Source organism: Sedimenticola hydrogenitrophicus, from assembly GCF_025175675.1.
In the GTDB taxonomy this organism is placed as follows: domain Bacteria; phylum Pseudomonadota; class Gammaproteobacteria; order Chromatiales; family Chromatiaceae; genus Sedimenticola; species Sedimenticola hydrogenitrophicus.
In genome coordinates, this window is the sequence record NZ_JANIOA010000002.1 from 178,708 (window position 1) to 202,277 (window position 23,570).

The following is a 23,570-nucleotide window of genomic DNA, read 5'->3' on the forward strand; positions in this document are numbered from 1 at the left end:
TTCCGGTCAGTGACCCATTAATTTTTCCACCGCGTCCGGCTTGTCGTGCACGGCGAATTTATCCACGATGGTGGCGCTGGCCTCGTTGAGCCCTATGAGTTCAACCTCGGTGCCCTCTCGGCGGAATTTGAGGACTACTTTGTCCAACGCCGCCACGGCGGTGATATCCCAAAAGTGCGCCTGGATCAGGTCGATAACGACCTTGTCCAGCGCTTCCTTGAAATCGAAAAACTCCAGGAACTTGTCCGCCGAAGCGAAGAATACCTGACCGACCACCAGATAGGAACGCACAGTACCCGTTTCGTTCAGTTGCGAGGTGACGTACTTGTACTGGGCTACCTTGTTGGCGAAGAACATCGCCGCCAGCAGTACGCCGACGAACACGCCCCAGGCCAGGTTGTGGGTGGCGACCACCACCACCACGGTGGTGATCATCACCAGGCTGGAGCTTTTCGGGTGTATTTTCAAGTTGCGCAAGGATCCCCAGCTGAAGGTGCCAATGGCCACCATGATCATCACCGCCACCAGTGCCGACATGGGGATGCGCGCCACCCACTCGCCAAGGAATACCACCATGATGAGCAGGAAGACGCCGGCGGCCAGCGCCGAGAGACGGGTACGCCCGCCGGATTTCACGTTAATCACCGACTGGCCGATCATGGCGCAGCCCGCCATGCCGCCCAGCAGGCCGGAGGCGATATTGGCCACGCCCTGGCCTTTGCACTCGCGGTTCTTGTCGCTGTCCGAATCGGTCAGGTCGTCGACGATGGTCGCCGTCATCAACGACTCCAGCAGGCCCACCATCGCCAGCGACACCGAATAAGGCAAGATAATCGCCAGGGTTTCGAAATTCAGCGGCACCTCGGGCCAGAGGAACACCGGCAGGGTGTCCGGCAGCTCGCCCATGTCGCCCACGGTGCGGATATCCAAATGCAGGAACATGGAGATGGCCGTCAGCACCACGATGGTGACCAGCGGCGATGGCACCGCCTTGGTGAGATAGGGAAAGAGGTAAATGATCGCCAGGCCGCCGGCGGTCATGGCGTAGACCTGCCAGGTCACGCCGGTAAGCTCTGGCAACTGCGCCATGAGGATGAGGATCGCCAGCGCATTGACGAAGCCGGTGACCACCGAGCGCGACACGAAACGCATTAGCGAACCCAGCTTGAGATAACCCGCCAGAATTTGCAGCACACCGGTGAGCAGCGTGGCGGCCAGCAGGTATTGCAGCCCGTGATCCTTGACCAGCGTCACCATCAGCAGCGCCATGGCGCCGGTGGCGGCGGAGATCATGCCGGGCCGTCCGCCGACGAAGGCGATGACCACCGCGATGCAGAATGATGCGTACAGGCCCACTTTGGGGTCGACCCCGGCGATCACCGAGAAGGCGATCGCCTCGGGGATGAGGGCCAGTGCGACGACGATGCCGGCGAGCAGGTCGGCGCGAATGTTGCCGAACCACTGGGCACGGAGTGAATGAACCATACTACTTTCCTATTGAACAAAACGACCCTGCCCGGCGTAGCGGACGGGTATGGAGGAATGGCGAATGCAAGGTGATGCGACTGGATGCGCCGGGGAAAGCGCTATGGCGGGGTGATCGATTGTTTGTATTGCGTCATTTTCAAGAGAGCTCTTTTAGTTCGAAAATCTGGAGTAATTAAGTATTCTGACATTTATCAGAAAACGAATCCACACTTCTTACTCTGAATTAAAGTAGTGGGACCAGTAGTTTGGCCCCCTGAGACCTTGTGTGTTTGGTGGGTTTACTGCTTATCTGCCGTGCATTTCAGCGCAGACGATGCACAAGGTAGCCGCCGGGTCGAACTCCAGGCGGCGCGGGTTGATAGGTTCATCGCAGTCGGTGCAGTAGCCGTAGCTGCCGTCGTCGCAGCGGTGCAGCGCCGTCTCGATGCGGCGCAGTTCCTGTTCCGCCCGCTGGCGGGTGTTCTGCGCCATGGCCTGCTGCTGCAGGGCATCCATCCGCGAGAGACGGCCGACGCTGGTCTGATCCAGCACCACGGTGGCGGTGGAGGCTTTGCGGGCATCCGCCAGGCCCTGGATAGCATCACGGGCGGCGAGGAGTTTATCACGAAAATGATCGATATCCGGCATGTTGTTAATCAATGAACTCTGAATGCTTGGCCCAAACTCAGTATCTATGATAGCCTTCGCCGCATTCATTGACCAGGAGTGGCGCCCGCCGTTCCGGACCCCGACGTCTTCGTCGGTAAATACGGTCTCACGCTTCCCGGCCACGCTTTTGCCCAGGTCGGTTGAATAAGGGCACGTCTTTCCCGCTACGCGATGTCGGTTGTATCGCGCCGTAGGCAGGGGTGTGCGTTCTCTATCCCTCCCCGTACCGGCACGATCAGCCGGCCACGCAGCCAGACGTTTGGTGCGCCGGCCGGCTGCCCAAATGACGGATGCACGCGGACCGGCCCGATACCACTATTGATGATTCATGGCATGCGTTGCTGGAAAACCCGGCGGTGGGCCTTGCCTTGTGCGATTTGCAGTGCGTCATTCAGCAGGCCAATCCCGTCTTCGCTTCGCTGTTCGGTCTCGATGCCTGTACCGCCAGGGGGCAGGCCCTGCTGCGCCTGGCCTCGCCCCATGCGCTGGAAGGGACCCTGCACAACCTGCGCCGCGCCTGCTCCGGCGAGACCCGGGCCTTCATCTTTCACGGCCGCCACCCACACAACCTGCAACCCTTCGCGGTGATGATGGCGGCCTTGCCCCTGGCGAGTGCTGGCCGGCCAGAGGGCGTGGCCTGCCTCGCGTTCGCGCTGACCGGGCCAGCCGGTGGCGGCGATGCCCTGACCCTGCTGGACAGCCTGGGCGAGGCGGCAGCGATCCTCGACGATGCTGGCCACATCCTGTGGACCAATCCGGCTTTCACCCGCATTACCGGCTACGACCTGAGCGGTTTGACACCGTCGCCGGTGCCTTTTCTTCCCGCCGGGACCAATCTGATGAACCGGGCGCGCCCCGAACTGACCCGCAACGGCTTTTGGCAGGGGGAAGTAGAGGGCCAGAAGCAGGATGGGACAAGGCTGGCGCTGCTCGCTTCCGTCAGTCCCTTGCCCGAGCAGCTACCCGAAGATGCTAGCTGGCTGCTGTTGTTATCGGATGTTTCGCACCATCGGAACTATGCGGAGCAGCTGGAGCGGATGGTCCACCATGACACGCTCACCGGGCTGCTGAACCGCGAGGCGTTTCGCGAACGTGTCGCCAACGCCCTCTATCGTTGCCGGGATGCCGGCTCGCGACTGGCGGTGCTGTTTCTCGATCTGGACGGCTTCAAGGCCGTCAACGACAGCCACGGCCACAAGGCGGGCGACAGGCTGTTGGGCGATTTCAGCAAACGACTGCGCGCGCTGGCCCACGAGGCCGAAGGCGGCGTGGATGTCGCCCGGCTTGGCGGCGACGAGTTCGCCGTGCTGATCCCCCCGCAGACAGATCCGCTGCCGCAGGCCGAGGCCCTTTGCCGCGGCCTGCTGGCGCTCTTCGATGCGCCGTTCAGTGTGTCGGGTCAGCAGCACAGGCTCTCGGCGAGCATCGGTGCTTCCCTCGGTCCCAGAGGCCATGAGACGGCCAGCGACCTGCTGCACTGTGCCGATCAGGCCATGTATCGCGCCAAACGGAAGGGCGGCCGCCGGTTTTTTATTCAACACTATCCAGCCGAAGGAGCAGACGACCTATCCATGCAAATAATTGATTTTGAACAGGCCATCCGTCACCAACAACTCGAGACCCATTTCCAGCCCATCGTCGATCTGGACAGCGGCGCGATCACCGCCATCGAGGCGCGGGTGCGCTGGAACGGCGGCATTGGCCAACAGCTCACCGCCGCCGACGTGCTGCGGGCCGCGCAGCAAGCCGAAGCGAACTGGTTGCTTGACCATACCGTGCTCGAACAGGTCGTCGCGGCGATGGGGCGGCTGGCGACCGAGGCCGTGACCGCCCTGCCGGTGGCGGTGAACATCTCGGCGGCGACCTGCGCGAACGACACATCGGCCGCGCAGCTCGAGAAGTTCCTGTCCCGCAGCGGCCTCAAGCCGGAGCAGCTGCGCCTGGAGTTTCCGTGCGAGGCCTTGAGCAAGTCGCCTGGCACAGTGGTGCCGCTGCTGCAACGGCTTGCCGCCAAGGGCCATGCCATCGCCATCGACCACGTGGCCAGCGCCGATTTCAAGGCCACCCATCTCAACGAGGTTCCTGTCCAGGCGATCAAGCTTGACGAAGATCTGGTGAAACAGGCCCCGGGCGACGCGGCCAGCGCCGGGCGCATCCGCGACATCTGCCTGGCGGCGCAGAAGCAAAGCCTGCGAGTCGGCGCCGAAGGCGTAGTGCGGCTGGATCAGCTCGAGTTCCTGCGCCAGGCCGGTTGCCACGAGGGCCAGGGGCCGCTGATCAGCCGGCCGAGCCCCCTTGATCATCTTCTGTTCCTGCTCAAGAAAGGCCGTTGCTGGTAGTTTTATGCAAGAGACGGTGAACTTTAGAACATCCGACCAACCCTTGGCGCGCGAGATCCGCCGGCGACGCACCTTCGCCATCATCTCGCACCCGGACGCGGGCAAGACCACGCTCACCGAAAAGTTACTGCTGTTCGGCGGCGCGATTCAGTTGGCCGGCACGGTCAAGGCGCGCAAGTCCGGCCGTTTCGCTGCCTCGGACTGGATGGCGGTGGAACAGCAGCGCGGCATCTCGGTGAGCAGCTCGGTGATGCAGTTCGAGTATCAGGGCCACGTCATCAACCTGCTCGACACCCCGGGCCACCAGGACTTCTCCGAGGACACCTACCGCGTGCTGACGGCGGTCGACGCCGCGCTGATGGTGATCGACGCGGCCAAGGGTGTGGAGGCTCAGACCATCCGCCTGCTGGAGGTGTGCCGGCTGCGTAATACGCCCATCATCACCTACATCAACAAGCTGGACCGCGAGGTACGCGATCCCGTCGAGCTGCTCGACGAGATCGAGAGCGTACTCAACATCCGCTGCGCACCCATCACCTGGCCGGTGGGCATGGGCAAGTCGTTCCGCGGCGTGTTCCACCTGCTGCACGACCAGATGCACCGCTTCCGCCCCGGCGAGGGCCACCACCATGCCAAGGTGGAGGCGGTCAAGGGCATCGACGACCCGGTGCTGGATGCGCATTACCCCATGGAAGTGGTACCGTTGCGCAGCGAGGTGGAGCTGGTGCGCGGCGCCTGCGAACCGTTCGAGCACGCGGCGTATCTGCGGGGCGAGCAGAGCCCGGTGTTTTTCGGATCGGCGATCAACAATTTCGGCGTACGCGAACTGTTGCAGTCCGTGATCGCCTGGGCGCCGCCACCGCAGCCGCGCAATGGCGGCGTGCGTCAGATCGAGGCGCTGGAGCCGGCATTCAGCGGCTTCGTGTTCAAGATCCAGGCGAACATGGATCCGCGCCACCGGGATCGCATCGCCTTCCTGCGCATCTGTTCGGGTCGTCTGACCCCGGAGACCCGCGTGACCCAGGTGCGCACCGCGCGCCAGTTCAAGATCCCGCACCCGCTCATCTTCATGGCCAACGAGCGCACCGTACTGGAAGAGGCGGTGGCAGGGGATGTGATCGGCATCCACAATCATGGCCAATTCCACATCGGCGATACCCTCACCGAGGGTGAACCGCTCGCCTTCAAGGGCATCCCCTATTTTGCGCCGGAGCTGTTCATGCGGGCACGTCTCAAGGATCCGCTGAAGGCCAAGCAGCTCAACAACGCGCTCAAGGAGTTGGGCGAGGAAGGCGCCATCCAGGTGTTCCAGCTGACCCAGGGTGGGCCGCCGGTGCTGGGCGCGGTAGGCCAGTTGCAGTTCGAGATCGTCAGCCACCGGCTGCAGGCCGAGTACGGCGTGCCCGCCCTGTTCGAGCCGGTCAACGTCCGGGCCGCCCGCTGGGTGCGCGCGCCGGACCTGAAGGTGTTGCGCGAGTTCGAAAAAGGCAACCCGGCGCGACTGGCGACGGACGTGGACGGCAATCCCGTGTTCCTCGCCGAGTCCAACGCCATCCTGCAGCTCACCGGCGAACGCTGGCCCGATATCGCGTTGCGCGAGACACGCGAGCACGGCGAACGGCTGCACGACGGCGCATGAGCAAGCCGACCCTGAGCAGTTCCCTGAACCCGGAGAAGGCGGCATTCGTCGCTGCCCGGACGGTTGCGGCCCAGCGGGCGCTGGCGGAACTTTCCGACCGCTATTCGCCCGTGCCGCTCGACGAGGCGGAGGTGATCGTCGCGCTGGGCGGGGACGGTTTCCTGTTGCACGCCCTGCACCGGTTTTTGCCGCGCCGCCTGCCGGTGTTCGGCATGAATCTCGGCACCGTCGGTTTTCTGATGAACGAGTATCGCGCGGAGGGACTGGACGATTGCCTGCGCCAGGCGGTGGCGATGACGCTTACGCCATTGCGCATGCGTGCCGAGACCGCCGAGGGCGAAATTGTCATCGCCTTGGCCATCAACGAGGTGTCGTTGCTGCGCGAGAGCCGCCAGGCGGCCTCCCTGCGCATCAAGGTTGATGGCGTGGTGCGTCTCGATCCGCTGGCCTGCGACGGCGCACTGGTGGCCACCCCGGCGGGCAGCACGGCCTACAACCTGTCCGCCCACGGCCCGATCCTGCCGATGGACGCGGGCGTGCTGGCGCTCACCCCGGTATCCCCCTTCCGGCCGCGCCGCTGGCGCGGCGCCTTGCTGCCACGCGCTGCGTGCATCGAGTTCGAGGTACTGGAGCCCTACAAGCGGCCGGTAAGCGCGGTGGCCGATTTTCACGAGGTGCGCGACGTGCGCCGGGTCACGGTCCAGGAGGCGGTCGACAGCCCGATCACCTTGCTGTTCGATCCCGAGCACCATCTGGAGGAGCGCATCCTGCGGGAGCAGTTCCTGGCGTAACGGCTAATGGTTCATGAACAAACAATCAGGCGGGAATTCCGTGTCCACGGGCTGAAAAGCATCTATTGCGCCGAGCGCCTGCGCGGCGCTCTGAGCCGGCTGCCGGGTGTCCGATGCTACGTCTTGTACAAGCGCGCCTATGCGGAGGTGGAGGCGCCGGCGGATGTGTCTATCGAGGCATTGCAGGGCATTGCCAAACGGGAGGGTTACCGGTTGCAACCGATGACCGCAAAGACTCAAGGCGGTGAGCCCGCGCCATAATGGAGCGGTTGCCGAATACCACTGCAAAGTAAAGTATCCCATCTCGCTTCGTTCTCGGCCTACTCATGGCGTTGTGCGAAAGGAACGGTCAGGTGCGAGGTGCGGAGCGTGTTTTGCGAGGGAAATAAAAAACCCCTGGCATATTAAAATGTCAGGGGTTTTCATATTTGGTGCCGAGGAGAGGACTTGAACCTCCACGGGGTTTCCCCCACTAGCACCTGAAGCTAGCGTGTCTACCAATTTCACCACCTCGGCTTTTCCGGTCTGGTCGCCGTTGAATGCGCTCACATTCCAGAGGCCGCGAACTTTACAGCGACATTTAACCCTTGTCAACGGTACAATAGCATTTCAATTAAACAAAATTTAGGGAATATCCTTTGAGCAGAAGTTCAGGTAACAAAACAGCAAAAAATGCGGATCCGCATCTTATCCGGGAGGCGAAAAAATACGCCAATCCGATACCCAGTCGCGAGTTCATCCTGCAGCACCTCGAGTCTGCCGGGGCGCCCATGGCTCAGCAGGAGCTGGCCGCGCAACTCGCGCTTCAGGGCGAGGAAGATCTGGAGGCGTTGCGCCGGCGGCTGAATGCCATGGAGCGCGACGGTCAGTTGGTCCGCAACCGCAACGGCGCGCTCTGCATCGTCAACAGTAAGGATCTGATCGCCGGTCGGGTGATCGGTCATCCCGATGGTTTCGGCTTTCTGCGTCCGGATGAGGGTGGCGACGACCTGTTCGTATCGCCGCGCCAGATGCGCCAGCTGCTGCACAACGACCGGGCCGTGGTCCGGGTGGTGGGGCTGGACCGGCGCGGTCGCAAGGAGGCGGCAGTGGTCGAGGTGCTGGAGCGCGGCAACCAGTTGGTGGTCGGCCGCCTCTACATGGACCGGGGTGTGGGCTTTGTGGTACCGGACAGCAAGCGGCTGCACCAGGATATCGTGATACCCGAGGACGATTTCAACGGCGCCACCCACGGCCAGATGGTGGTGGCCGAGATCGTCCAGCAGCCGAACAAGCACGTGCAGCCCATCGGCCGGATCAAGGATGTACTGGGCGAGCACATGGCCCCCGGCATGGAGACCGATGTGGCGATCTGGACCCATCAACTGCCGCTGGAGTGGCCGGACGAGGTGCAGCAGGAGATCGCCCATCTGGGGCGCGAGGTGGAGGAGGAGGCCAAGCAGGGGCGGGTCGATCTGCGCCATCTGCCGCTGGTCACCATCGATGGCGCGGATGCACGGGATTTCGACGACGCGGTCTATTGCGAGGCAAAGCCCAAGGGGTGGCGCCTGTTGGTCTGTATCGCCGATGTCTCCAGTTATGTGCAGCCGGGCAGCGCCCTCGACCGGGAGGCGAAATCCCGTGGCAACTCGGTCTATTTCCCCGAGCGGGTGATACCGATGCTCCCCGAGGTACTCTCCAACGGCCTCTGTTCCCTCAATCCGGCGGTCGATCGCCTGTGCATGACCTGCGAGCTCTATGTCAACCAGGAAGGGGTGGTGACCCGGTCACGCTTCTATGAGGCGGTGATGCGTTCCCAGGCGCGCCTGACCTACGACCAGGTGGCGGATATGCTGATCGAGGGCGAGCCCGGGTTGTGTGCCACCCATGCCGATCTGCTCCCCCATCTGCATCAGCTGTACGCGCTGTTCCAGGTGTTGCGGGATGCCCGCAGTGCCCTCGGTGCCATCGACTTCGATACCACGGAGACCCGCATCCTGTTCAATGCGGAGCACAAGGTGGAGCGGATTATCCCGGTGCAGCGCAATGACGCCCACCGGCTGATCGAAGAGTGCATGCTGGCGGCCAATGTGGCGGCCGCGCGGTTTCTGCTGCGTAAGAAACTGCCTGCGCTGTATCGTAATCATGATGGTCCACAGGCGGAGAAACTGCTGGATCTGAAGGAGTTTCTCGGCGAACTCGGGCTGCGGCTGCCCGGCGGCGTGAAACCGCAAACCAGTGACTACGCGGATCTCCTGTCCGAGGTGCGTGGTCGCCCCGATTCGCACCTGATCCAGACCGTGCTGCTGCGCTCGCTGTCGCAGGCGGTCTACAGCGCGGAAAACCAGGGCCATTTCGGGCTCTCCTTCGCCGCCTATGCCCACTTCACCTCGCCCATCCGGCGCTACCCCGACCTGATCGTCCACCGGGCCATCCGCCATTTGCTGAAGGGCGGGACACTGGAGGATTTCGATTATACGCAGACCGAACTGCAGGGGTTGGGTGAACACTGTTCGGCCACGGAACGGCGCGCGGACGAAGCGACCCGGGATGTCACCTCCTGGCTCAAGTGCGAATACATGATGGACAAGATCGGCGAGGAGTTTGTCGGCATCATCACCTCGGTCACCTCGTTCGGCATCTTCGTCGAACTGGACGAGATCTATGTGGATGGCCTGGTGCATATCACGGCGCTGGATAACGACTATTACCATTTTGACCCGGTCGGACACCGGCTCACCGGCGAACGCTCCGGCATGGTCTACCGTCTCGGAGACCAGGTAAAAATCAAGGTGGCCGCCGTCAACCTGGATGAGCGCAAGATCGACTTTATCCTGCTGGAGGCGATGAGCGCCAAGGCAAAATCCCGACGCAGGAAAAAAGAGCCCGCGGCGCCGGCGGACGGCAGCGGCTCCCGGGAGGATTCCGGGAAAACCCGACGGAAAAAGGCCCAAGGCCCCAGCACGGCGCCGGCGGCGAAGGGTGAAAAGCCCGCCAGCGGGAAAGCGGACGCCCAGGCGCCCGGAAAGAAGCGGAGGTCCGCGCGGCGGCGTGGAAAACCGAAGGCCGAATAGCGGGTTCCGTCCTATCCGGGGTGGGCTATGGGTGTCGGCAGCGGATCAAACAGAGGTTGTAGATGAGTGACAGTCAGTTGGTTGCCGGGCTGCACAGTGTCAGAACGGCACTGAAGCACGGTGCGGGATCGCTATTGGAGATCTGGATCGAGGGGGCGCGTAAACAGGACCGGCGGGTCCGTGAAGTGATCGTCCTGGCCCGGGAATCCGGCGTCCCGGTCCGCTATGTAGACAGGGAGCAGCTGGACGAGCTGACCGTGGGTTCCAATCATCAGGGGGTCGCGGCGCGTACCCAGGTGCCCGCCGCGCTGGATGAGAAGGCCCTGGAGGAACTGCTCGCCAGGCTGGATGTTCCCCCGTTTCTGTTGATTCTCGACGGGGTGCAGGACCCACACAACCTGGGGGCCTGTCTGCGCAGCGCCGATGCGACCGGCATCCAGGCGGTGATTGCGCCCAAGGATCGCTCGGTGGGGCTGACGCCGACGGCCTGCAAGGTGGCCAGTGGCGCGGCGGAAACCGTCCCGTTCATTCAGGTGACCAATCTGGCGCGGACCCTGAAAGGGCTGCAGTCCGAGTACGGCATCTGGCTGGTGGGCACGGCGGGGGAGGCCGGGACCTCGCTCTATGCGGCCGATCTGAAGGGGCCGTTGGGTATCGTGATGGGGGGGGAGGAGAAGGGCATGCGCCGGCTGACCCGTGAATCCTGTGACCTCCTGGTGAAGCTGCCGATGGCCGGTGTCGTCGAGAGCCTGAATGTGTCGGTGGCGGCGGGCATCTGCCTGTTTGAGGCGGTCAGGCAACGGGGTTGAGTCGCTGCACTGCCGGTCGGCGGCTGGTCGCTGACCCGGCAATGTCCCGCAATTCTAAATATGGCTTTCAAAAGCGGATTAGTTATCCCGGTCCGGTTGATAAGGAACCACGGATGAACACGGATTTACACGGATAGTAGATAGGGATTCTAAATCTGTAGTAACTGCTCACCCCGTCATGCCCGTGCAGGCGGGTATCCAGTGCGGTTTTGCTGAGCTCCACTCGCAAAACTACAACCCGTAGGATGCGGTGAGTAAAACGAACCGCATCGGTCCGGCAACGAGCAAATGATGCGGTTCGCAAGCTCACCAGCATCCTACCCCAAAAAATAGGTCATGGTGCTCCCCGTGGGTGCTGTCGGCAGGCATGCGAGATGCCGGGGGGGTGAGTAGTTACGATCTGTGTTTATCTGTGTGAATCCGTGGTTCTCCCAGGTCCCGTTTAGAATTGCCGGGAAATCTCCCCGCTTATTGCATGTCTCCGGTCGGCGATGTAGAATCCGCGGTTTCCTGGCGTGGAGGTATCTCCGCGCTTTACTCCTTGCCTCACCATAATAGCGTGGGAGGCTCAATGATCCGAAAGGGGAAATAATGAGACACTACGAAGTTGTGTTCATGGTTCATCCGGACCAGAGCGACCAGGTTTCCGGCATGATCGAGCGTTATCGTGCACTGATCGAGACAGATGGCGGCCATATTCACCGTCTGGAAGATTGGGGGCGCCGTCAGCTCGCCTATCCTATTCAAAAACTGCACAAGGCCCACTACGTGCTCATGAACATCGAGAGCAGTGCCGCTGCCCTCGAAGAGCTCGAGAGCGCGTTCCGCTACAATGACGCCGTGCTGCGCAATATGATCATCAAGTGCGACAACGCCATCACCGAGGCCTCGCCGCTGGTGAAAGCGCCGGATGATCGCGAAGACGCCAGATCCTCCTCGGACGACTCATCTGCCGATGATGGTGACGACGAGGATGACGACGCTAATGAGGCCGCCGCATCCGCCTGACCGGGCAAGGGTTGCGGAGTTTTCCGGCCGTCCGTGAGCAGCGGCGGTCAGCTCGAATGAATTGAATAGAGAGATAGATATGTCACGCTTTTTTCGTCGCAGAAGATACTGCCGTTTTACCGCTGAAGGGATCACCGAGATCGATTACAAGGATCTCAACCTGCTGAAGGCCTATGTCAGCGAAACCGGCAAGATCGTGCCAAGCCGTATCACCGGCACCAAGGCCAAATACCAGCGTCAGCTGGCGACGGCCATCAAACGCGCCCGTTATCTGGCGCTGCTGCCGTACACCGACAGCCATTAAGGCTGTCTTTCGCCCGCCCCGTTTGCCGGTTGAACGGATGCGGGCACTGTTTGAATTGTCGGAAGGGAGTAAATGCAGGCTTTAGCATCCTTTGTGATGCGGGGTGTACCTCAGGCGGTGATGTTGACCATCCTGTTGGCGGCCCTGTCACTGCTACTGCCGCCGACAAGTATACTCAGCACTTCCGTCGTGGCGCTGGTCACCTTGCGGAAAGGGCCGGTATCCGGAGCCCTGATAATGGGCCTGGCCACCGCTTTCAGCGGCGTTATCGCCCTGCTGGCGCTGGGTGGGGTCAATCTGGCGGTCGGATTTCTGATGCTGATGTGGCTGCCGATCTGGCTGCTGGCCGCGGTGCTCAGATCCAGCCGGTCGCTGGCCCTCGCCATTGTGGCGGGCCTGGTGCTGGGGCTGGTGATGCTCGGTGGGCAGTTTATGCAGTCCGCCGACCCCGTTGCCGAGTGGAGTGAGATACTGACCCCGTTTGTCGCCTCGCTGGCCGATGTGCAACTGGTGGAGAGCAGTCAGCAGGCGACACTGGTCTCGTTGATGGCAAGCTGGATGCCGGGAATCGTGGCTGCGGGCTTTTTTCTGCAGCTGGCAGTCTCCCTCATGCTGGCGCGCTGGTGGCAGGCGTTGCTGTATAACCCGGGCGGATTTCGTAGCGAGTTTCATCAGCTGCGGTTGCCCCGGTGGCTGTCGATAGTGCTGCTCCTGGTTGTTCTGCTGATGTGGCTGCAGAGCGGAACCGGAGTCTCGCTGGTGGAGTATGCGCTCATCCTGGTGGTGGTGGCCTGGTTCATCCAGGGACTGGCGCTGGCGCACGGGATTATCGGGAAGCTGGGTTCAAGCAGTGGTTGGTTGATTGGCCTATATCTGCTGCTGCTATTTGCCTTGCCGCATACGGTCATCGTATTGGCAACGATTGGAATAGCAGACGCATGGTTTGATTTCAGGGCACGCCTTGGCCCCCGTGGTCCAGGAAAGGCGAGCTGAAGATTTAATACCTGTTACAGGGGAAATAACGATGGAAGTTATTCTGTTAGAGAAAGTAGACAACCTGGGTGGTCTGGGTGAGAAGGTCAATGTGAAGTCCGGTTACGGCCGTAACTTCCTGATCCCCACCGGCAAGGCCATTACCGCCACCAAGGGCAACGTGGCCGAATTCGAGGCGCGTCGGGCCGAGCTGGAGAAGCAGGCGGCAGAGGCACTGGCCGCTGCCGAGGCACGCAAGGCGACGCTGGAAACCCTGACGGTGACCATCGAGCGCAAGGCGGGCGATGAGGGTCGTCTGTTCGGTTCAGTGGGTACCGCGGATATCGCCGAGGCTACGGTTGCCGCCGGTGGTGAGCTGGAGAAGCGCGAAGTGCGCCTGCCGGAAGGTCCGTTCCACCACACCGGCGAATTCGATGTGCAGATTCACCTGCACACCGATGTGGATGCCACCCTCAAGGTTGTGATCACGCCCGAAGTCGCCTGATCAGGCGTTCCAGGGTGAAAGCATAACGCCGGAGTCGACGCTGTCGACCCCGGCGTTATTGTTTGGGACCGGATTCGAGGAAACAAGCCATCGTGTGAGGCCGGCGAGGCAGGCCAATCACCCCGTGAGTAGTTACTAGCCGGTTAAAATAACCGCAGAAGAATTCCAGGCGACCACTTTTTGCCGTATCCTTTGGCCCTATCGAAGCCAGCCTGTCAGAGAAGCATGCAGAATTCTGTTTTCCCCTCCGAAATGCCCGATGAGAGTGGCATGACCGATCAGTTGCGGGTGCCGCCGCACTCGGTGCAGGCCGAGCAGTCTGTGCTGGGCGGCCTGATGCTGGATAACCAGGCCTGGGACCAGGTGGCCGACCGGGTGGTCGAGAGCGATTTTTATCGGCGTGAACACCAGCTGCTATTTCGCGCCATCGAGGTGCTGGCCGACCGGCAGCGGCCGTTTGATGTCATTACCCTCTCCGAGGAGCTTGGCCGGAACGGCAATCTGGAGAACGCCGGCGGGCTCGCCTATCTGGGCAGGCTCGCCAAGGATACCCCCAGTGCCGCCAACATCCGCGCCTATGCCGATATCGTTCGCGAGCGCTCGGTGATGCGTCAGCTGATCCGCGTCGGAACGGAAATCGCCGACAGCGGGTTTCATCCGGAAGGGCGTGACAGTTCCGAATTGCTGGATGCCGCCGAGAGCCAAGTGTTCAAGATCGCCGAGCAGGGCGCCAAGGGCAAGGGCGGATTCGTGGGGATCAAGACGCTGCTGACCCAGGCGGTGGACAAGATCGAGACCCTGTTTTCCCAGGACCAGCCGATCACCGGCCTCAGTACCGGTTTTGCCGATCTTGACAAGATGATCTCCGGGCTGCAGCCGGCGGATCTGGTGATCGTGGCGGGCAGACCCTCCATGGGTAAGACCACCTTCGCCATGAATGTGGCCGAAAACGTCGCGCTGCTAAGCGGCAAGCCGGTGGCCGTCTTCAGTATGGAGATGCCGGGTGAGTCGCTGGCGATGCGTATGATGTCCTCTCTGGGACGCATCAACCAGACCCGGGTGCGTACCGGCAAGCTGGAGGATGACGAGTGGCCCCGGCTAACCTCGGCCGTGAGCATGCTGGCCGAAACCAAGTTCTATATCGATGACACCCCGGCGCTGAGCCCCCTGGAGGTGCGTGCCCGCGCCCGGCGGCTGATGCGCGAGCATGGCGAACTGGGGCTGATCATGCTGGATTATCTGCAGCTGATGCAGGTGCCCGGCCTGAGCGATAACCGCACCAATGAGATCTCCACCATCTCCCGCTCGCTGAAGGCCCTGGCCAAGGAGCTGAACGTGCCGGTGATTGCGCTGTCCCAGCTCAACCGCAGCCTGGAGCAGCGCACCAACAAGCGTCCCATCATGTCGGACCTGCGTGAATCGGGCGCCATCGAGCAGGATGCGGATCTGGTGGTCTTCATCTATCGGGACGAGGTCTATCATGAAGACAGTCCGGACAAGGGCATAGCGGAGATTATTATCGGTAAGCAGCGAAATGGACCGATCGGCAGCATCCGCCTCACCTTCCTGGGCGAATACACCAAGTTTGAAAACTATGCCCACGATGTCTACGGCGACCCCGGCTACTGATGGGACCCACGGCACGCATCGATCTCTCCGCCCTCGGGCATAATCTGCAGCAGGCCAGGGCCTTCGCCCCGGGCAGCCGCGTCTATGCGGTGATCAAGGCAAATGCTTACGGGCACGGGATGTTGCGGGTGGCGCCCTTTCTCGCGGGCGCCGATGCCCTGGCGGTGGCCCGGGTCGACGAGGCGGTGCAACTGCGTCAGGCCGGGATCGACCGGCCGCTGCTGGTACTGGAAGGTTTCTTTGACGCCGCGGAGCTGGATGCCGCAGCGCATTACCGCCTGGAAGTGGCGGTGATGCAGTCGGAGCAGCTGGAGATTCTGCGTCAGCGGCCGTTGACTCGGCCCGTTGCCTGCTGGCTGAAAGTGGACAGCGGCATGCACCGGCTGGGTTTCCAGCCGGCGGCTGTGGCGGCGGCCTGGCAGGCACTGCGGGACAACCCCATGGTCGCTGGCGGGGTGGGCCTGATGACCCATCTCGCCTCGGCCGATGATCCCGACGACCCGGCCACCCCCGCACAGCTCTCCACCTTCCGCCAGCTTTGCCGACAGTTTGAGGCCCCCCGTTCCATCGCCAACTCCGCCGGAATCATCGGCTGGCCCGAGGCCCGTGCGGAGTGGATCCGGCCCGGCATCATGCTCTATGGTGCCTCGTCGATGCTGGGGCAGAGCGGGGAGCAGATCGGCCTGCGGCCGGTGATGACCCTGCAGAGCCGGCTGATCGCGGTGAATCACTTCCCCAAGGGGAGCCCGATCGGCTATGGCGGCAGCTGGGTCTGCCCGGAGGATATGCCGGTGGGGGTGGTGGCCGCCGGCTATGGTGACGGCTATCCACGGCACGCTCCGTCCGGAACCCCGCTGCTGCTGAACGGCCGGCGGGTGCCGCTGATCGGCCGCGTCTCCATGGACATGCTGAATGTCGATCTGCGCAGCCAGCCGCAAGCCCGGGTGGGGGATCCGGCGATCCTTTGGGGGCAGGGGCTGCCGGCGGAGGAGATTGCCGCTCGGGCCGGCACCATCGCCTACGAGCTGTTCTGCGGGGTGACCCAGCGGGTACGAATTGAAGAGATCAATGGACAGGGATGACGGATGGCGGGCATAAGCGGCAGGAAAAGCGGTAAATCGATCTACATCTGCAGCGACTGCGGCGGTCAGTTTCAAAAATGGGCCGGGCAGTGTGCCGACTGTAAGGGCTGGAACACCTTGCAGGAGTCGGTCGCGCCATCCGCACCCGCGGCCGGCTCCCGCTTCGCCGGCTATGCCGGCGAGGCCAATCAGAATCTGATCCGCAATCTGGCCGACGTTTCACCGGAACAGCGCAACGGCGAGGCGACCGGACTGGCGGAGCTGGACCGGGTCCTCGGCGGCGGGCTGGTGGGCGGTTCGGTGGTGCTGATCGGCGGTGACCCCGGGATCGGCAAATCGACCCTGCTGATCCAGACCATGGCACAGCTCTCGGGTCGGCTCAAAACCCTCTATGTCAGCGGCGAAGAGTCGCCGGAGCAGATCAGTCTGCGAGCCCGGCGACTAGGTCTGCAGAGTGACGGAATCCGCTTGCTGGCCGAGACCGGGGTCGAGCGGGTCATCGCCCTGGCGCGGCAGGAGGGGCCGGCGGTGATGGTGGTGGATTCGATCCAGACCCTGTACACCGAACAGTTGCAGTCCGCCCCGGGCTCGGTCGCCCAGGTGAGGGAGTCCGCGGCCCAACTGGTGCGCTTTGCCAAACAGAGCGGCACCACGGTGTTCCTGGTGGGTCATGTGACCAAGGAGGGCGCGTTGGCCGGGCCGCGGGTGCTGGAGCATATGGTGGATACGGTGCTCTATTTCGAGGGCGAGTCCGGTAGTCAGTTCCGCCTCATCCGCACCATCAAAAACCGTTTCGGTGCGGTCAATGAGCTGGGTGTGTTCGCCATGACCGACCGCGGGCTGCGTGAGGTGAACAACCCCTCCGCCATCTTTCTTTCGCGTCATGGAGAGGCTGTCCCCGGCAGCGTGATCCTGGTGACCCGGGAGGGGAGTCGGCCGCTGCTGGTGGAGGTGCAGGCGCTGGTGGATGAGAGTCCGCTCGCCAATCCGCGCCGCGTCACCCTGGGGCTGGAGCAGAATCGGCTCTCCATGCTGCTGGCGGTGCTGCATCGCCATACCGGTATTGCCATGTTCGACCAGGATGTCTATGTCAATGTGGTCGGGGGGGTGCGGATCACGGAAACCGCCTCCGACCTGCCGCTGCTGCTGTCGGTGCTCTCCAGTTTCCGCGATCGCGTGGTGCCCCGGGAACTGGTGGCGTTCGGCGAGGTGGGGCTGGCGGGCGAAATCCGCCCGGTGCCGAACGGGGTGGAGCGGCTGCGCGAGGCGGCCAAGCACGGATTCAGGCGGGCCATCGTGCCGCGCGCCAATGCGCCGAAAAAAGCCATCGAGGGGATCGAGATCTCTGCCGTTGATCGACTGGCGGATGTGCTGGATCTCTTCTGAAGGGCATATTACACCATTGTTCTGAATTCGCGCCGGGAGAAGGCGACCTTTCGGATGTAGGGTGGGCACGTAGTCCGTGCCCACCTTTTGCACCGTACAGCACCTTCCACGTGTGCACAAACAGCGTGCCCACCCTACCAAGCTGGAGAACCACGGATTCACACAGATAAACACAGATTCAGAATACGTCTCTACTATCTGTGTGGATCTGTATTCATCCGTGGTTCCCAATTAACCGGATTTGGATGATTAGCCGCGTAGGGTGCCGGTGAGCTTGCGAACCGCACCAGCTATCGCTGGAAACGGTGCAAGCGTCCTGATGCGGTTCGTTTCACTCACCGCATCCTAAGGGCTCGCGCAAAAATAAGTTTCGGTATTCGGTCGCAACTGGACCCCGCTGGCGGCGTTACGCTTTTTGGCAAGGGAACGGCCATTGCCTACAAAGCGTGCCTTGCCAGCGTGGCCCAGTTACGCCCTCGGTACTGCGAAATTATTCTTGCGCGAGCCCTACGGGCTGGTTCGGTGTTAGAAGATCCGTGCGTAGGTCAGGAGTTCCCTGGCTGGCGCGGTCGCGGTTAACCGAGCGCGGAGAGCTCCCGCTCCAGCAGCGCGGTGTCGCCCAGATTCAGTTCCACCAGCCGGCGCAGATGGCTGATGCTCTCCATGTCGATATGGATGCAGTGCACCCCCAGGTATACCCCCTCCAGGTGGGCGATCCGCGCCTCCATGTCGATAGAGATCTCTTCACCGAGACGGATGTTGAGGAATACCGTATGTCCGGATTTTCCATTGAAGTCCCGGGGCTTCTCCAGCAGGGCGCCGTTCAGGGAGATGTCGATCATCTTGCACTGGAACAGGCTGCCGTCCAGGCGGACGGTTACCGGGGCGTCGAACAGTATGCGCTGAAAGTTACGTCGTTCATCCTGGTCTGTGGTGATCATGGCGTTACCGGTGGTTGATGGCTCGGTTAATTAGATGGCGGCAGACTGTTCAATCCGGTCATGAAAGCGCATTCGGGTGCCTCCCAGTAGAATCTCATAACCCTCCTGCAGACGCACGCTGCTGTCTCCGATGGAGCGGTTGTTCACCAGGGGCGGCGTATCGCCCTCCAGATGGGAGATATAGTACCCGTCGTCACGATGGGCAATGACCGCGCACTCATTGCCGGTGAGCCCGAGTCGGGTCAGCCCGCGCTGTAACGGAATGATCTTTCCCAGATGCGGGCCAGTCAGGATCTGAATGGTTCCGCTGGGCAGTGTGTCAATGCTGCTGATCAGTTGGTTCAGGGTGTCTTTGTCCGGTCTGCCTTGCGGCTGGGCGAGGGAGTGCACGTTTTGCGTCAGCACGGGGTTCAGGCCTGTGGTGTCGTCGGAGAAGATGAGTTCATGTTTGCCGATCTGGATAATGTCGCCGTGGCGCAGCAGAGTCGGCTCTGCAACCAGGCGGCGATTTACCCGGACCTCGTGGTGTTCGATGGGTGAAACATGACACTGCTCCTGTTCCAGGGTCAGCAATGCGTGTCGCTCCGCAACGGCCAGACTCTCGATGCGGATGCCGGCATCCGGCGCCCGGCCAATGGTCACGGACGCATCGTTCAGATTGTGCAGTCCGATGAAGCGTCCTTTAAAGCATAAGGTCAACTTGGGCATGGCAGTCGTTTTGTTACTTTAGATTGTCGGTGTGAAAACTACCTGTTGGCTACACTGCTTAGCGACCGGCGACAAGCAGACTGAAGTTGCTGATGTGAATTAAATCACGTAAGTCGCCGTCGTGCTTGACAAGTTATTCGAATCCGGCTGTTTTTCAGTAAACCCCGGTACAATCGCGAATCCGTCCATAGGGGAATGGCACTAAGTTAAGCCCAGAGCCCCCGTCATCCCGGCGAATGCCGGAGGAGTAGTGCATGGATGCACCGTTTACGGACCTAAGGATGGCATCCAGAACCCGCATCCGCGGTGAATTCATGGATGATTCGCTTCGCTCACCCTTCGGGCCGACTTTCAGTCGTTCAACGCGCTTCGCGCTTTTGTCCGGCCTGCGCCGGAGAAGTGGTGCATGGATGCACCGGTTACGGACCTAAGGATGGAATGACGAAAAAATGGACTCCTGCCTTAACTTAGTGCCATGCGTCCATAGGGGATTGGGTGAAGGCGATGCCAGGTTTGTCATTCAGGCTTCGGAAGGGTGTTTTTGTGTCTGGATTCGGACCATGCGCACCATATTGTCCTTGATCTGCAGGATCTCCACCGGATAGCCGGCCAGCAACAGGCTGGTGCCCGGTTCCGGTATGGTTTCCATATACTCGATAATCAGGCCGCTGATCGTCCGCGGGCCGTCAACCGGCAGATCCCAGTGATAGGTGCGCACCAGCTCTTTGACATTGGCGCTGCCGGAGACCAGGAAGCTGCCGTCTTCCTGGGGCTGAACCTCCTGGACACTGTCCGCCGGATCGGTACTGAACTCACCGACAATCTCCTCCAGCAGATCCACCAGGGTGACCAGGCCGAGCAGGTCGCCGTACTCATCGACAATCATGCCGATACGCTGCTTCTTGCGTTGGAAATTGATCAGCTGCCGGTTCAGCGGGGTGCCTTCGGGGATGAAATAGGCCGGGTCACAGATCTCCCGTATCACCTCGTGGGTCAGTTCCCCTTGGGTAAGGGCGTGCATCGCCTTTCGGACATGAATGGTGCCGACGATATAATCAATGCCGCCGTCAAATACCGGCAAGCGGGTATAGGCGCTGTTCTGCAGATGTTTGACGATCTCCTCGATCGGCTCTTCCAGATCGATGCCATCCACCTCGTTGCGGGGAATCATGATGTCCTCCACCACCATTTTTTCCAGATCAAGGATGCTCAGGAGCATCTTCTGGTGGCGTTTGGGGATCATGGCGCCGGCTTCGATCACCACGGTTCTCAACTCCTCCTTGCTGAGGAATTGGTCATCCATATCCTCCGGCGAGACGTTCAGAAAACGCAGGATCATGTTGGCGATGCTGTTGACCACCCAGACCAGCGGATAGAGCAGTTTCAGCAGGGGGGTATAGACAAAGGCCGCCGGAAACGCCAGCCGCTCCGGTTTCAGCGCTGCCAGGGTTTTCGGGGCGACCTCGGCGAATATCAGGATCACCAGGGTGAGCAGAAAAGCGGCCGCGGCTATTGCCGCTTCGCCGCCGAGACGCAGCGCGATTACGGTCGCCAGTGAGGAGGCCATGATGTTGACAAAGTTGTTTCCCAGCAGAATCAGGCCGATCAGTCTGTCGGGTCGCTCCAGCAATTTGCTCGCCCGGACGGCGCCATGATGGCCGATCTTGGAGAGGTGGCGCAGGCGGTAGCGGTTGAGTGTCATGAGGGCCGTTTCCGATCCTGAAAAGAAAGCCGATAACAGGATCAGGACGAGGAGTATGCCAAACAGCACACCGGTTGAGATGTCACTCAAAAGTCGGGCCTTTTATATTATTAAGTCAGGGTTCTTTCTAAGCCGCCTGATAGGCGATGTCAAGCCGAGCCAATCTGTGTAGACTAGCTGCAGGCCGGTTCTTACGCTGTTCTGTGCGGACTGAGGCGGTTCAAGGCAATGGGGGGAAGCGTGCGAAATCGACAGGCTGATCATGATTCCAGGGGGCTGACATTCCAGGGTACCATGCTGCTGAACTGGGAGACGCGGACGGATGATGTGGCATCCGACCGTCCTGCCGAGGATGAAAAAAACGAACGCCTGCTGCGCACCCTGCTGTTCTCGCAGGATCTTCACCACGAACACGGCGACGAGTCAGGGGATCGCATGGTGGCGGATCTTGCCCGGGTAGAGGCCAAACTGGACCTGCTGCTGGATATGGTTTCCGACCTGTTGCGGCAGGAGCAATCCCCGGCGGTTGCGACGCCGGTGGAACTCTGGCTGAACGGCGCCTCATGGACCAGTGGTACCGATCGCCTGCCGGAGTTGGGGGGGCGGCTCTGGCTCTCGCTCTATATCGATTCCCGACTTGCCCAGCCGCTCAGGTTGCCCGCACGGGTGACGGATGTTGCCGGTATTGCCGAGTCATTCCGGGTAACGGTTGCTTTTGAGGTGCTGGATGAGCCGGTCCAGGATCTTCTGGCAAAACTCATTTTCCGTCAGCATCGGCGCATGATTGCGCAGCAGAAGGCCGATAAACGGTCGGAATGATCCGCGTGATAACGGTTGAACTGACGTAAAATAAGTATAATATACAATGCATAACATATCTTATCTGCATATGTAAATTAAAAATACGTCATAATTTATTGTAAAAACTACAATATTTATCCATTAATCCAATGCGGCGTCAGCAGATCTATCGACGACAATTTTTTGACAATTGCCTTATAAGCTGGTTAACTCCCTGCCTCATGTGGATTTATCAAAACAGTGTGTTTTTCTCGAGGGCCAGGGATTTGGGCAATGAAGGGTAAACTGTTAGAGGCCTTGGAAATGTTGCACAACGGCTGCGTGCTACTGCTTGATCGTAATCAGGAGCGGCTTGATTACCTTCGGACCATATTCCATTTTATTGATTATGAGCTGGAGATGCTCTGTGATGTGGCTTCGCTGAGACAGCGGCTTGCCGATCGGGAGAAGGATAAGTGCATCTCCGTACTGCTCGGCCCCGATTTCTCCGCCGAAGAGAAACTGCTGTTGCTCGATGTGATCAAGGCGGATGCTAGCGACATAGCGCTGCTGCAACTGCTCAGCAAAGATGAAGCCGTCCCCGGTGCCCAGGCGGAATCACCTTACCTCGGTGCGCTCCCCATCCCAACCCAATATGAGGAGTTGATCGGCCTGCTGTATCAGGCACAGCTGTTTCAGGAGAACTGCCGGACGCGCAACAGCGGCCAGAGGCCATTGGAACTGTTCCGCAGTCTCTCGGGTAACAGCCGGGCAACCCGGCAGATCAATAAAATGATCGAACAGGTGGCCGACACCGAGGCCACGGTCCTGGTGTTGGGTGAGTCCGGCACGGGAAAAGAGGTGGTGGCTAGGAAACTCCACTACAACTCCTCGCGTCGGGGTAAGCCCTTCGTCCCGGTAAACTGCGGCGCCATACCGGCGGATCTCCTGGAAAGCGAGCTGTTTGGCCATGAAAAGGGCGCCTTCACCGGTGCCATCAATGCCCGGCAAGGCCGTTTTGAAATGGCCGACGGCGGTACCCTGTTCCTGGATGAGATCGGCGATATGAGCATGCCGATGCAGGTCAAGTTGCTGCGGGTATTGCAAGAGCGTTCATTCGAGCGTGTCGGCAGCAATAAAACCGTCCAGTGCAACGTCAGGATCATCGCCGCCACGCACCGCAATCTGGAGGAGGCGATCAAGGAGAACCGGTTCCGCGAGGACCTCTACTATCGGCTCAATGTATTCCCCATCGAAATGCCTCCGTTGCGGGAACGGCGGGACGACATCCCGGTGCTGGTCAACGATCTGGTGGCGCGGATCGAGAAGGAGAAGCGCGGATCGGTGCGTCTGACGCCGGCAGCGGTGATGGCGTTGACCCAGTTCAAGTGGCCAGGGAATGTGCGGGAGCTGGCGAACCTGATCGAACGACTGGCCATTCTCTATCCCTACGGAGTTGTCGACGTTAAGGAACTGCCGGAGAAGTTCCGGGTGGGGATGGCGACGGCTGAATCCACGGGCGAGCTCCCCGAGATCACGACGTTGGGGGCAGAGCCCGGCGTTGTCGAGAGTGTGCCGCGCTTGCCGCTGGAAGGGATAGACCTGAAGAGCCACCTCAATAGTCTGGAGCTGAATCTGATCCGCCAAGCACTGGATGAGTCCGATGGCGTGGTCGCCCATGCGGCCAAGCGGCTCAATATGCGCCGAACCACCCTGGTCGAGAAGTTGCGCAAATTCGGCCTTCAACGCACCCATGAAACGACGGGTATTTGACGTCGCCCTCCAA

At 61.2% G+C, this 23,570-nt stretch carries 20 protein-coding genes and 1 tRNA gene; 15 read left to right on the forward strand and 6 right to left on the reverse strand.

The features are described from left to right. Window positions 1–6 precede the first annotated feature (6 nt). Together NPX02_RS02650 and NPX02_RS02655 are read right to left on the reverse strand one after the other, a co-directional pair. Entirely contained in the window at window positions 7–1,485 is a 1,479-nt protein-coding gene (locus NPX02_RS02650; RefSeq protein ID WP_260291629.1) for a SulP family inorganic anion transporter, read from the reverse strand. A gap of 288 nt (window positions 1,486–1,773) precedes the next feature. After that, window positions 1,774–2,115, reverse strand: coding sequence for a TraR/DksA family transcriptional regulator (locus NPX02_RS02655; RefSeq protein ID WP_260291630.1), 342 nt, complete (start codon window positions 2,113–2,115; stop codon window positions 1,774–1,776). A 311-nt stretch (window positions 2,116–2,426) separates the two neighbouring features. On the opposite strand from NPX02_RS02655, the gene NPX02_RS02660 reads away from it, so the two are divergent. From NPX02_RS02660 to NPX02_RS02675, 4 genes are read left to right on the forward strand one after another with little or no spacing between them, the layout of a single operon-like run. Then, on the forward strand, window positions 2,427–4,475 hold the full coding sequence (locus tag NPX02_RS02660; protein ID WP_260291631.1) for a putative bifunctional diguanylate cyclase/phosphodiesterase: 2,049 nt from the start codon (window positions 2,427–2,429) through the stop codon (window positions 4,473–4,475). A 16-nt stretch (window positions 4,476–4,491) separates the two neighbouring features. Further along, window positions 4,492–6,114 carry a peptide chain release factor 3 gene (locus NPX02_RS02665; RefSeq protein ID WP_260291632.1) on the forward strand — a complete coding sequence of 541 codons (1,623 nt, stop codon included), beginning with the start codon at window positions 4,492–4,494 and terminating at the stop codon, window positions 6,112–6,114. Beyond that, window positions 6,111–6,905, forward strand: coding sequence for an NAD kinase (locus NPX02_RS02670; RefSeq protein WP_260291633.1), 795 nt, complete (start codon window positions 6,111–6,113; stop codon window positions 6,903–6,905). Before NPX02_RS02665 ends, NPX02_RS02670 begins: the two co-directional genes overlap by 4 nt. Before the next feature lie 6 nt (window positions 6,906–6,911). Beyond that, complete coding sequence (locus tag NPX02_RS02675) at window positions 6,912–7,166, forward strand: hypothetical protein (protein ID WP_260291634.1); 255 nt, start codon at window positions 6,912–6,914, stop codon at window positions 7,164–7,166. A 168-nt stretch (window positions 7,167–7,334) separates the two neighbouring features. Here NPX02_RS02675 and NPX02_RS02680 read toward each other — a convergent pair. Beyond that, a tRNA-Leu gene (locus NPX02_RS02680) sits at window positions 7,335–7,421 on the reverse strand. Window positions 7,422–7,543: 122 nt separating this feature from the next. Between NPX02_RS02680 and rnr the strand changes: the two genes are divergently transcribed. The 9 genes from rnr to radA all read left to right on the forward strand — a co-directional run bounded on the left by rnr (window position 7,544) and on the right by radA (window position 17,653). Then, a complete protein-coding gene (rnr, locus tag NPX02_RS02685; RefSeq protein WP_260291635.1) occupies window positions 7,544–9,958 on the forward strand; it encodes a ribonuclease R in 2,415 nt (804 codons plus the stop codon). 62 nt (window positions 9,959–10,020) lie between these two features. Continuing rightward, window positions 10,021–10,767 (forward strand): 23S rRNA (guanosine(2251)-2'-O)-methyltransferase RlmB, encoded by a 747-nt coding sequence (gene rlmB, locus NPX02_RS02690; protein ID WP_260291636.1) that lies wholly within the window; start codon window positions 10,021–10,023, stop codon window positions 10,765–10,767. Window positions 10,768–11,358: 591 nt separating this feature from the next. Continuing rightward, window positions 11,359–11,775, forward strand: a complete 417-nt coding sequence (gene rpsF / locus NPX02_RS02695) for a 30S ribosomal protein S6 (protein WP_260291637.1) — start codon at window positions 11,359–11,361, stop codon at window positions 11,773–11,775. 79 nt (window positions 11,776–11,854) lie between these two features. Further along, window positions 11,855–12,079 carry a 30S ribosomal protein S18 gene (rpsR, locus tag NPX02_RS02700; protein WP_029133745.1) on the forward strand — a complete coding sequence of 75 codons (225 nt, stop codon included), beginning with the start codon at window positions 11,855–11,857 and terminating at the stop codon, window positions 12,077–12,079. Between the two features lie 96 nt (window positions 12,080–12,175). Next, window positions 12,176–13,072: a DUF2232 domain-containing protein gene (locus NPX02_RS02705; RefSeq protein ID WP_260291639.1), complete on the forward strand. Its 897-nt coding sequence runs from the start codon at window positions 12,176–12,178 to the stop codon at window positions 13,070–13,072. 31 nt (window positions 13,073–13,103) lie between these two features. Beyond that, on the forward strand, window positions 13,104–13,556 hold the full coding sequence (rplI, locus tag NPX02_RS02710) for a 50S ribosomal protein L9 (protein ID WP_260291641.1): 453 nt from the start codon (window positions 13,104–13,106) through the stop codon (window positions 13,554–13,556). A gap of 270 nt (window positions 13,557–13,826) precedes the next feature. After that, window positions 13,827–15,185, forward strand: a complete 1,359-nt coding sequence (dnaB, locus tag NPX02_RS02715) for a replicative DNA helicase (RefSeq protein ID WP_335342506.1) — start codon at window positions 13,827–13,829, stop codon at window positions 15,183–15,185. Next, window positions 15,185–16,267, forward strand: a complete 1,083-nt coding sequence (gene alr / locus NPX02_RS02720) for an alanine racemase (protein WP_418067312.1) — start codon at window positions 15,185–15,187, stop codon at window positions 16,265–16,267. The genes dnaB and alr overlap by 1 nt, the downstream gene beginning before the upstream one ends. 3 nt (window positions 16,268–16,270) lie before the next feature. Continuing rightward, entirely contained in the window at window positions 16,271–17,653 is a 1,383-nt protein-coding gene (gene radA / locus NPX02_RS02725) for a DNA repair protein RadA (RefSeq protein ID WP_260291643.1), read from the forward strand. 575 nt (window positions 17,654–18,228) lie between these two features. On the opposite strand, the gene NPX02_RS02730 is transcribed toward radA, so the two are convergent. The 3 genes from NPX02_RS02730 to NPX02_RS02740 form a co-directional block, all read right to left on the reverse strand. Continuing rightward, a complete protein-coding gene (locus NPX02_RS02730; RefSeq protein ID WP_260291644.1) occupies window positions 18,229–18,594 on the reverse strand; it encodes a PilZ domain-containing protein in 366 nt (121 codons plus the stop codon). Window positions 18,595–18,624: 30 nt separating this feature from the next. Beyond that, window positions 18,625–19,302 (reverse strand): FHA domain-containing protein, encoded by a 678-nt coding sequence (locus NPX02_RS02735; RefSeq protein ID WP_260291645.1) that lies wholly within the window; start codon window positions 19,300–19,302, stop codon window positions 18,625–18,627. Window positions 19,303–19,822: 520 nt separating this feature from the next. Continuing rightward, window positions 19,823–21,094 carry an HlyC/CorC family transporter gene (locus NPX02_RS02740; RefSeq protein WP_260291646.1) on the reverse strand — a complete coding sequence of 424 codons (1,272 nt, stop codon included), beginning with the start codon at window positions 21,092–21,094 and terminating at the stop codon, window positions 19,823–19,825. Window positions 21,095–21,244: 150 nt separating this feature from the next. Here NPX02_RS02740 and NPX02_RS02745 point away from each other — a divergent pair, with 150 nt between their 5' ends. Further along, window positions 21,245–21,823, forward strand: coding sequence for a PilZ domain-containing protein (locus NPX02_RS02745; RefSeq protein ID WP_260291647.1), 579 nt, complete (start codon window positions 21,245–21,247; stop codon window positions 21,821–21,823). Between the two features lie 255 nt (window positions 21,824–22,078). Continuing rightward, window positions 22,079–23,557, forward strand: coding sequence for a sigma-54 dependent transcriptional regulator (locus tag NPX02_RS02750; RefSeq protein WP_305792715.1), 1,479 nt, complete (start codon window positions 22,079–22,081; stop codon window positions 23,555–23,557). Window positions 23,558–23,570 lie beyond the last annotated feature (13 nt).

What these genes read in the sequence shown, in the direction of transcription:
- NPX02_RS02650 (WP_260291629.1), bottom strand. Translation starts at nt 1,485, where the DNA reads ATGGTTCATTCACTCCGTGCCCAGTGGTTCGGCAACATTCGCGCCGAC.
- NPX02_RS02655 (WP_260291630.1), bottom strand. Translation starts at nt 2,115, where the DNA reads ATGCCGGATATCGATCATTTTCGTGATAAACTCCTCGCCGCCCGTGAT.
- NPX02_RS02660 (WP_260291631.1), top strand. Translation starts at nt 2,427, where the DNA reads ATGCACGCGGACCGGCCCGATACCACTATTGATGATTCATGGCATGCG.
- NPX02_RS02670 (WP_260291633.1), top strand. Translation starts at nt 6,111, where the DNA reads ATGAGCAAGCCGACCCTGAGCAGTTCCCTGAACCCGGAGAAGGCGGCA.
- NPX02_RS02675 (WP_260291634.1), top strand. Translation starts at nt 6,912, where the DNA reads ATGGTTCATGAACAAACAATCAGGCGGGAATTCCGTGTCCACGGGCTG.
- rlmB (WP_260291636.1), top strand. Translation starts at nt 10,021, where the DNA reads ATGAGTGACAGTCAGTTGGTTGCCGGGCTGCACAGTGTCAGAACGGCA.
- rpsF (WP_260291637.1), top strand. Translation starts at nt 11,359, where the DNA reads ATGAGACACTACGAAGTTGTGTTCATGGTTCATCCGGACCAGAGCGAC.
- rpsR (WP_029133745.1), top strand. Translation starts at nt 11,855, where the DNA reads ATGTCACGCTTTTTTCGTCGCAGAAGATACTGCCGTTTTACCGCTGAA.
- NPX02_RS02705 (WP_260291639.1), top strand. Translation starts at nt 12,176, where the DNA reads ATGCGGGGTGTACCTCAGGCGGTGATGTTGACCATCCTGTTGGCGGCC.
- rplI (WP_260291641.1), top strand. Translation starts at nt 13,104, where the DNA reads ATGGAAGTTATTCTGTTAGAGAAAGTAGACAACCTGGGTGGTCTGGGT.
- dnaB (WP_335342506.1), top strand. Translation starts at nt 13,827, where the DNA reads ATGACCGATCAGTTGCGGGTGCCGCCGCACTCGGTGCAGGCCGAGCAG.
- alr (WP_418067312.1), top strand. Translation starts at nt 15,185, where the DNA reads ATGGGACCCACGGCACGCATCGATCTCTCCGCCCTCGGGCATAATCTG.
- radA (WP_260291643.1), top strand. Translation starts at nt 16,271, where the DNA reads ATGGCGGGCATAAGCGGCAGGAAAAGCGGTAAATCGATCTACATCTGC.
- NPX02_RS02730 (WP_260291644.1), bottom strand. Translation starts at nt 18,594, where the DNA reads ATGATCACCACAGACCAGGATGAACGACGTAACTTTCAGCGCATACTG.
- NPX02_RS02735 (WP_260291645.1), bottom strand. Translation starts at nt 19,302, where the DNA reads ATGCCCAAGTTGACCTTATGCTTTAAAGGACGCTTCATCGGACTGCAC.
- NPX02_RS02750 (WP_305792715.1), top strand. Translation starts at nt 22,079, where the DNA reads ATGAAGGGTAAACTGTTAGAGGCCTTGGAAATGTTGCACAACGGCTGC.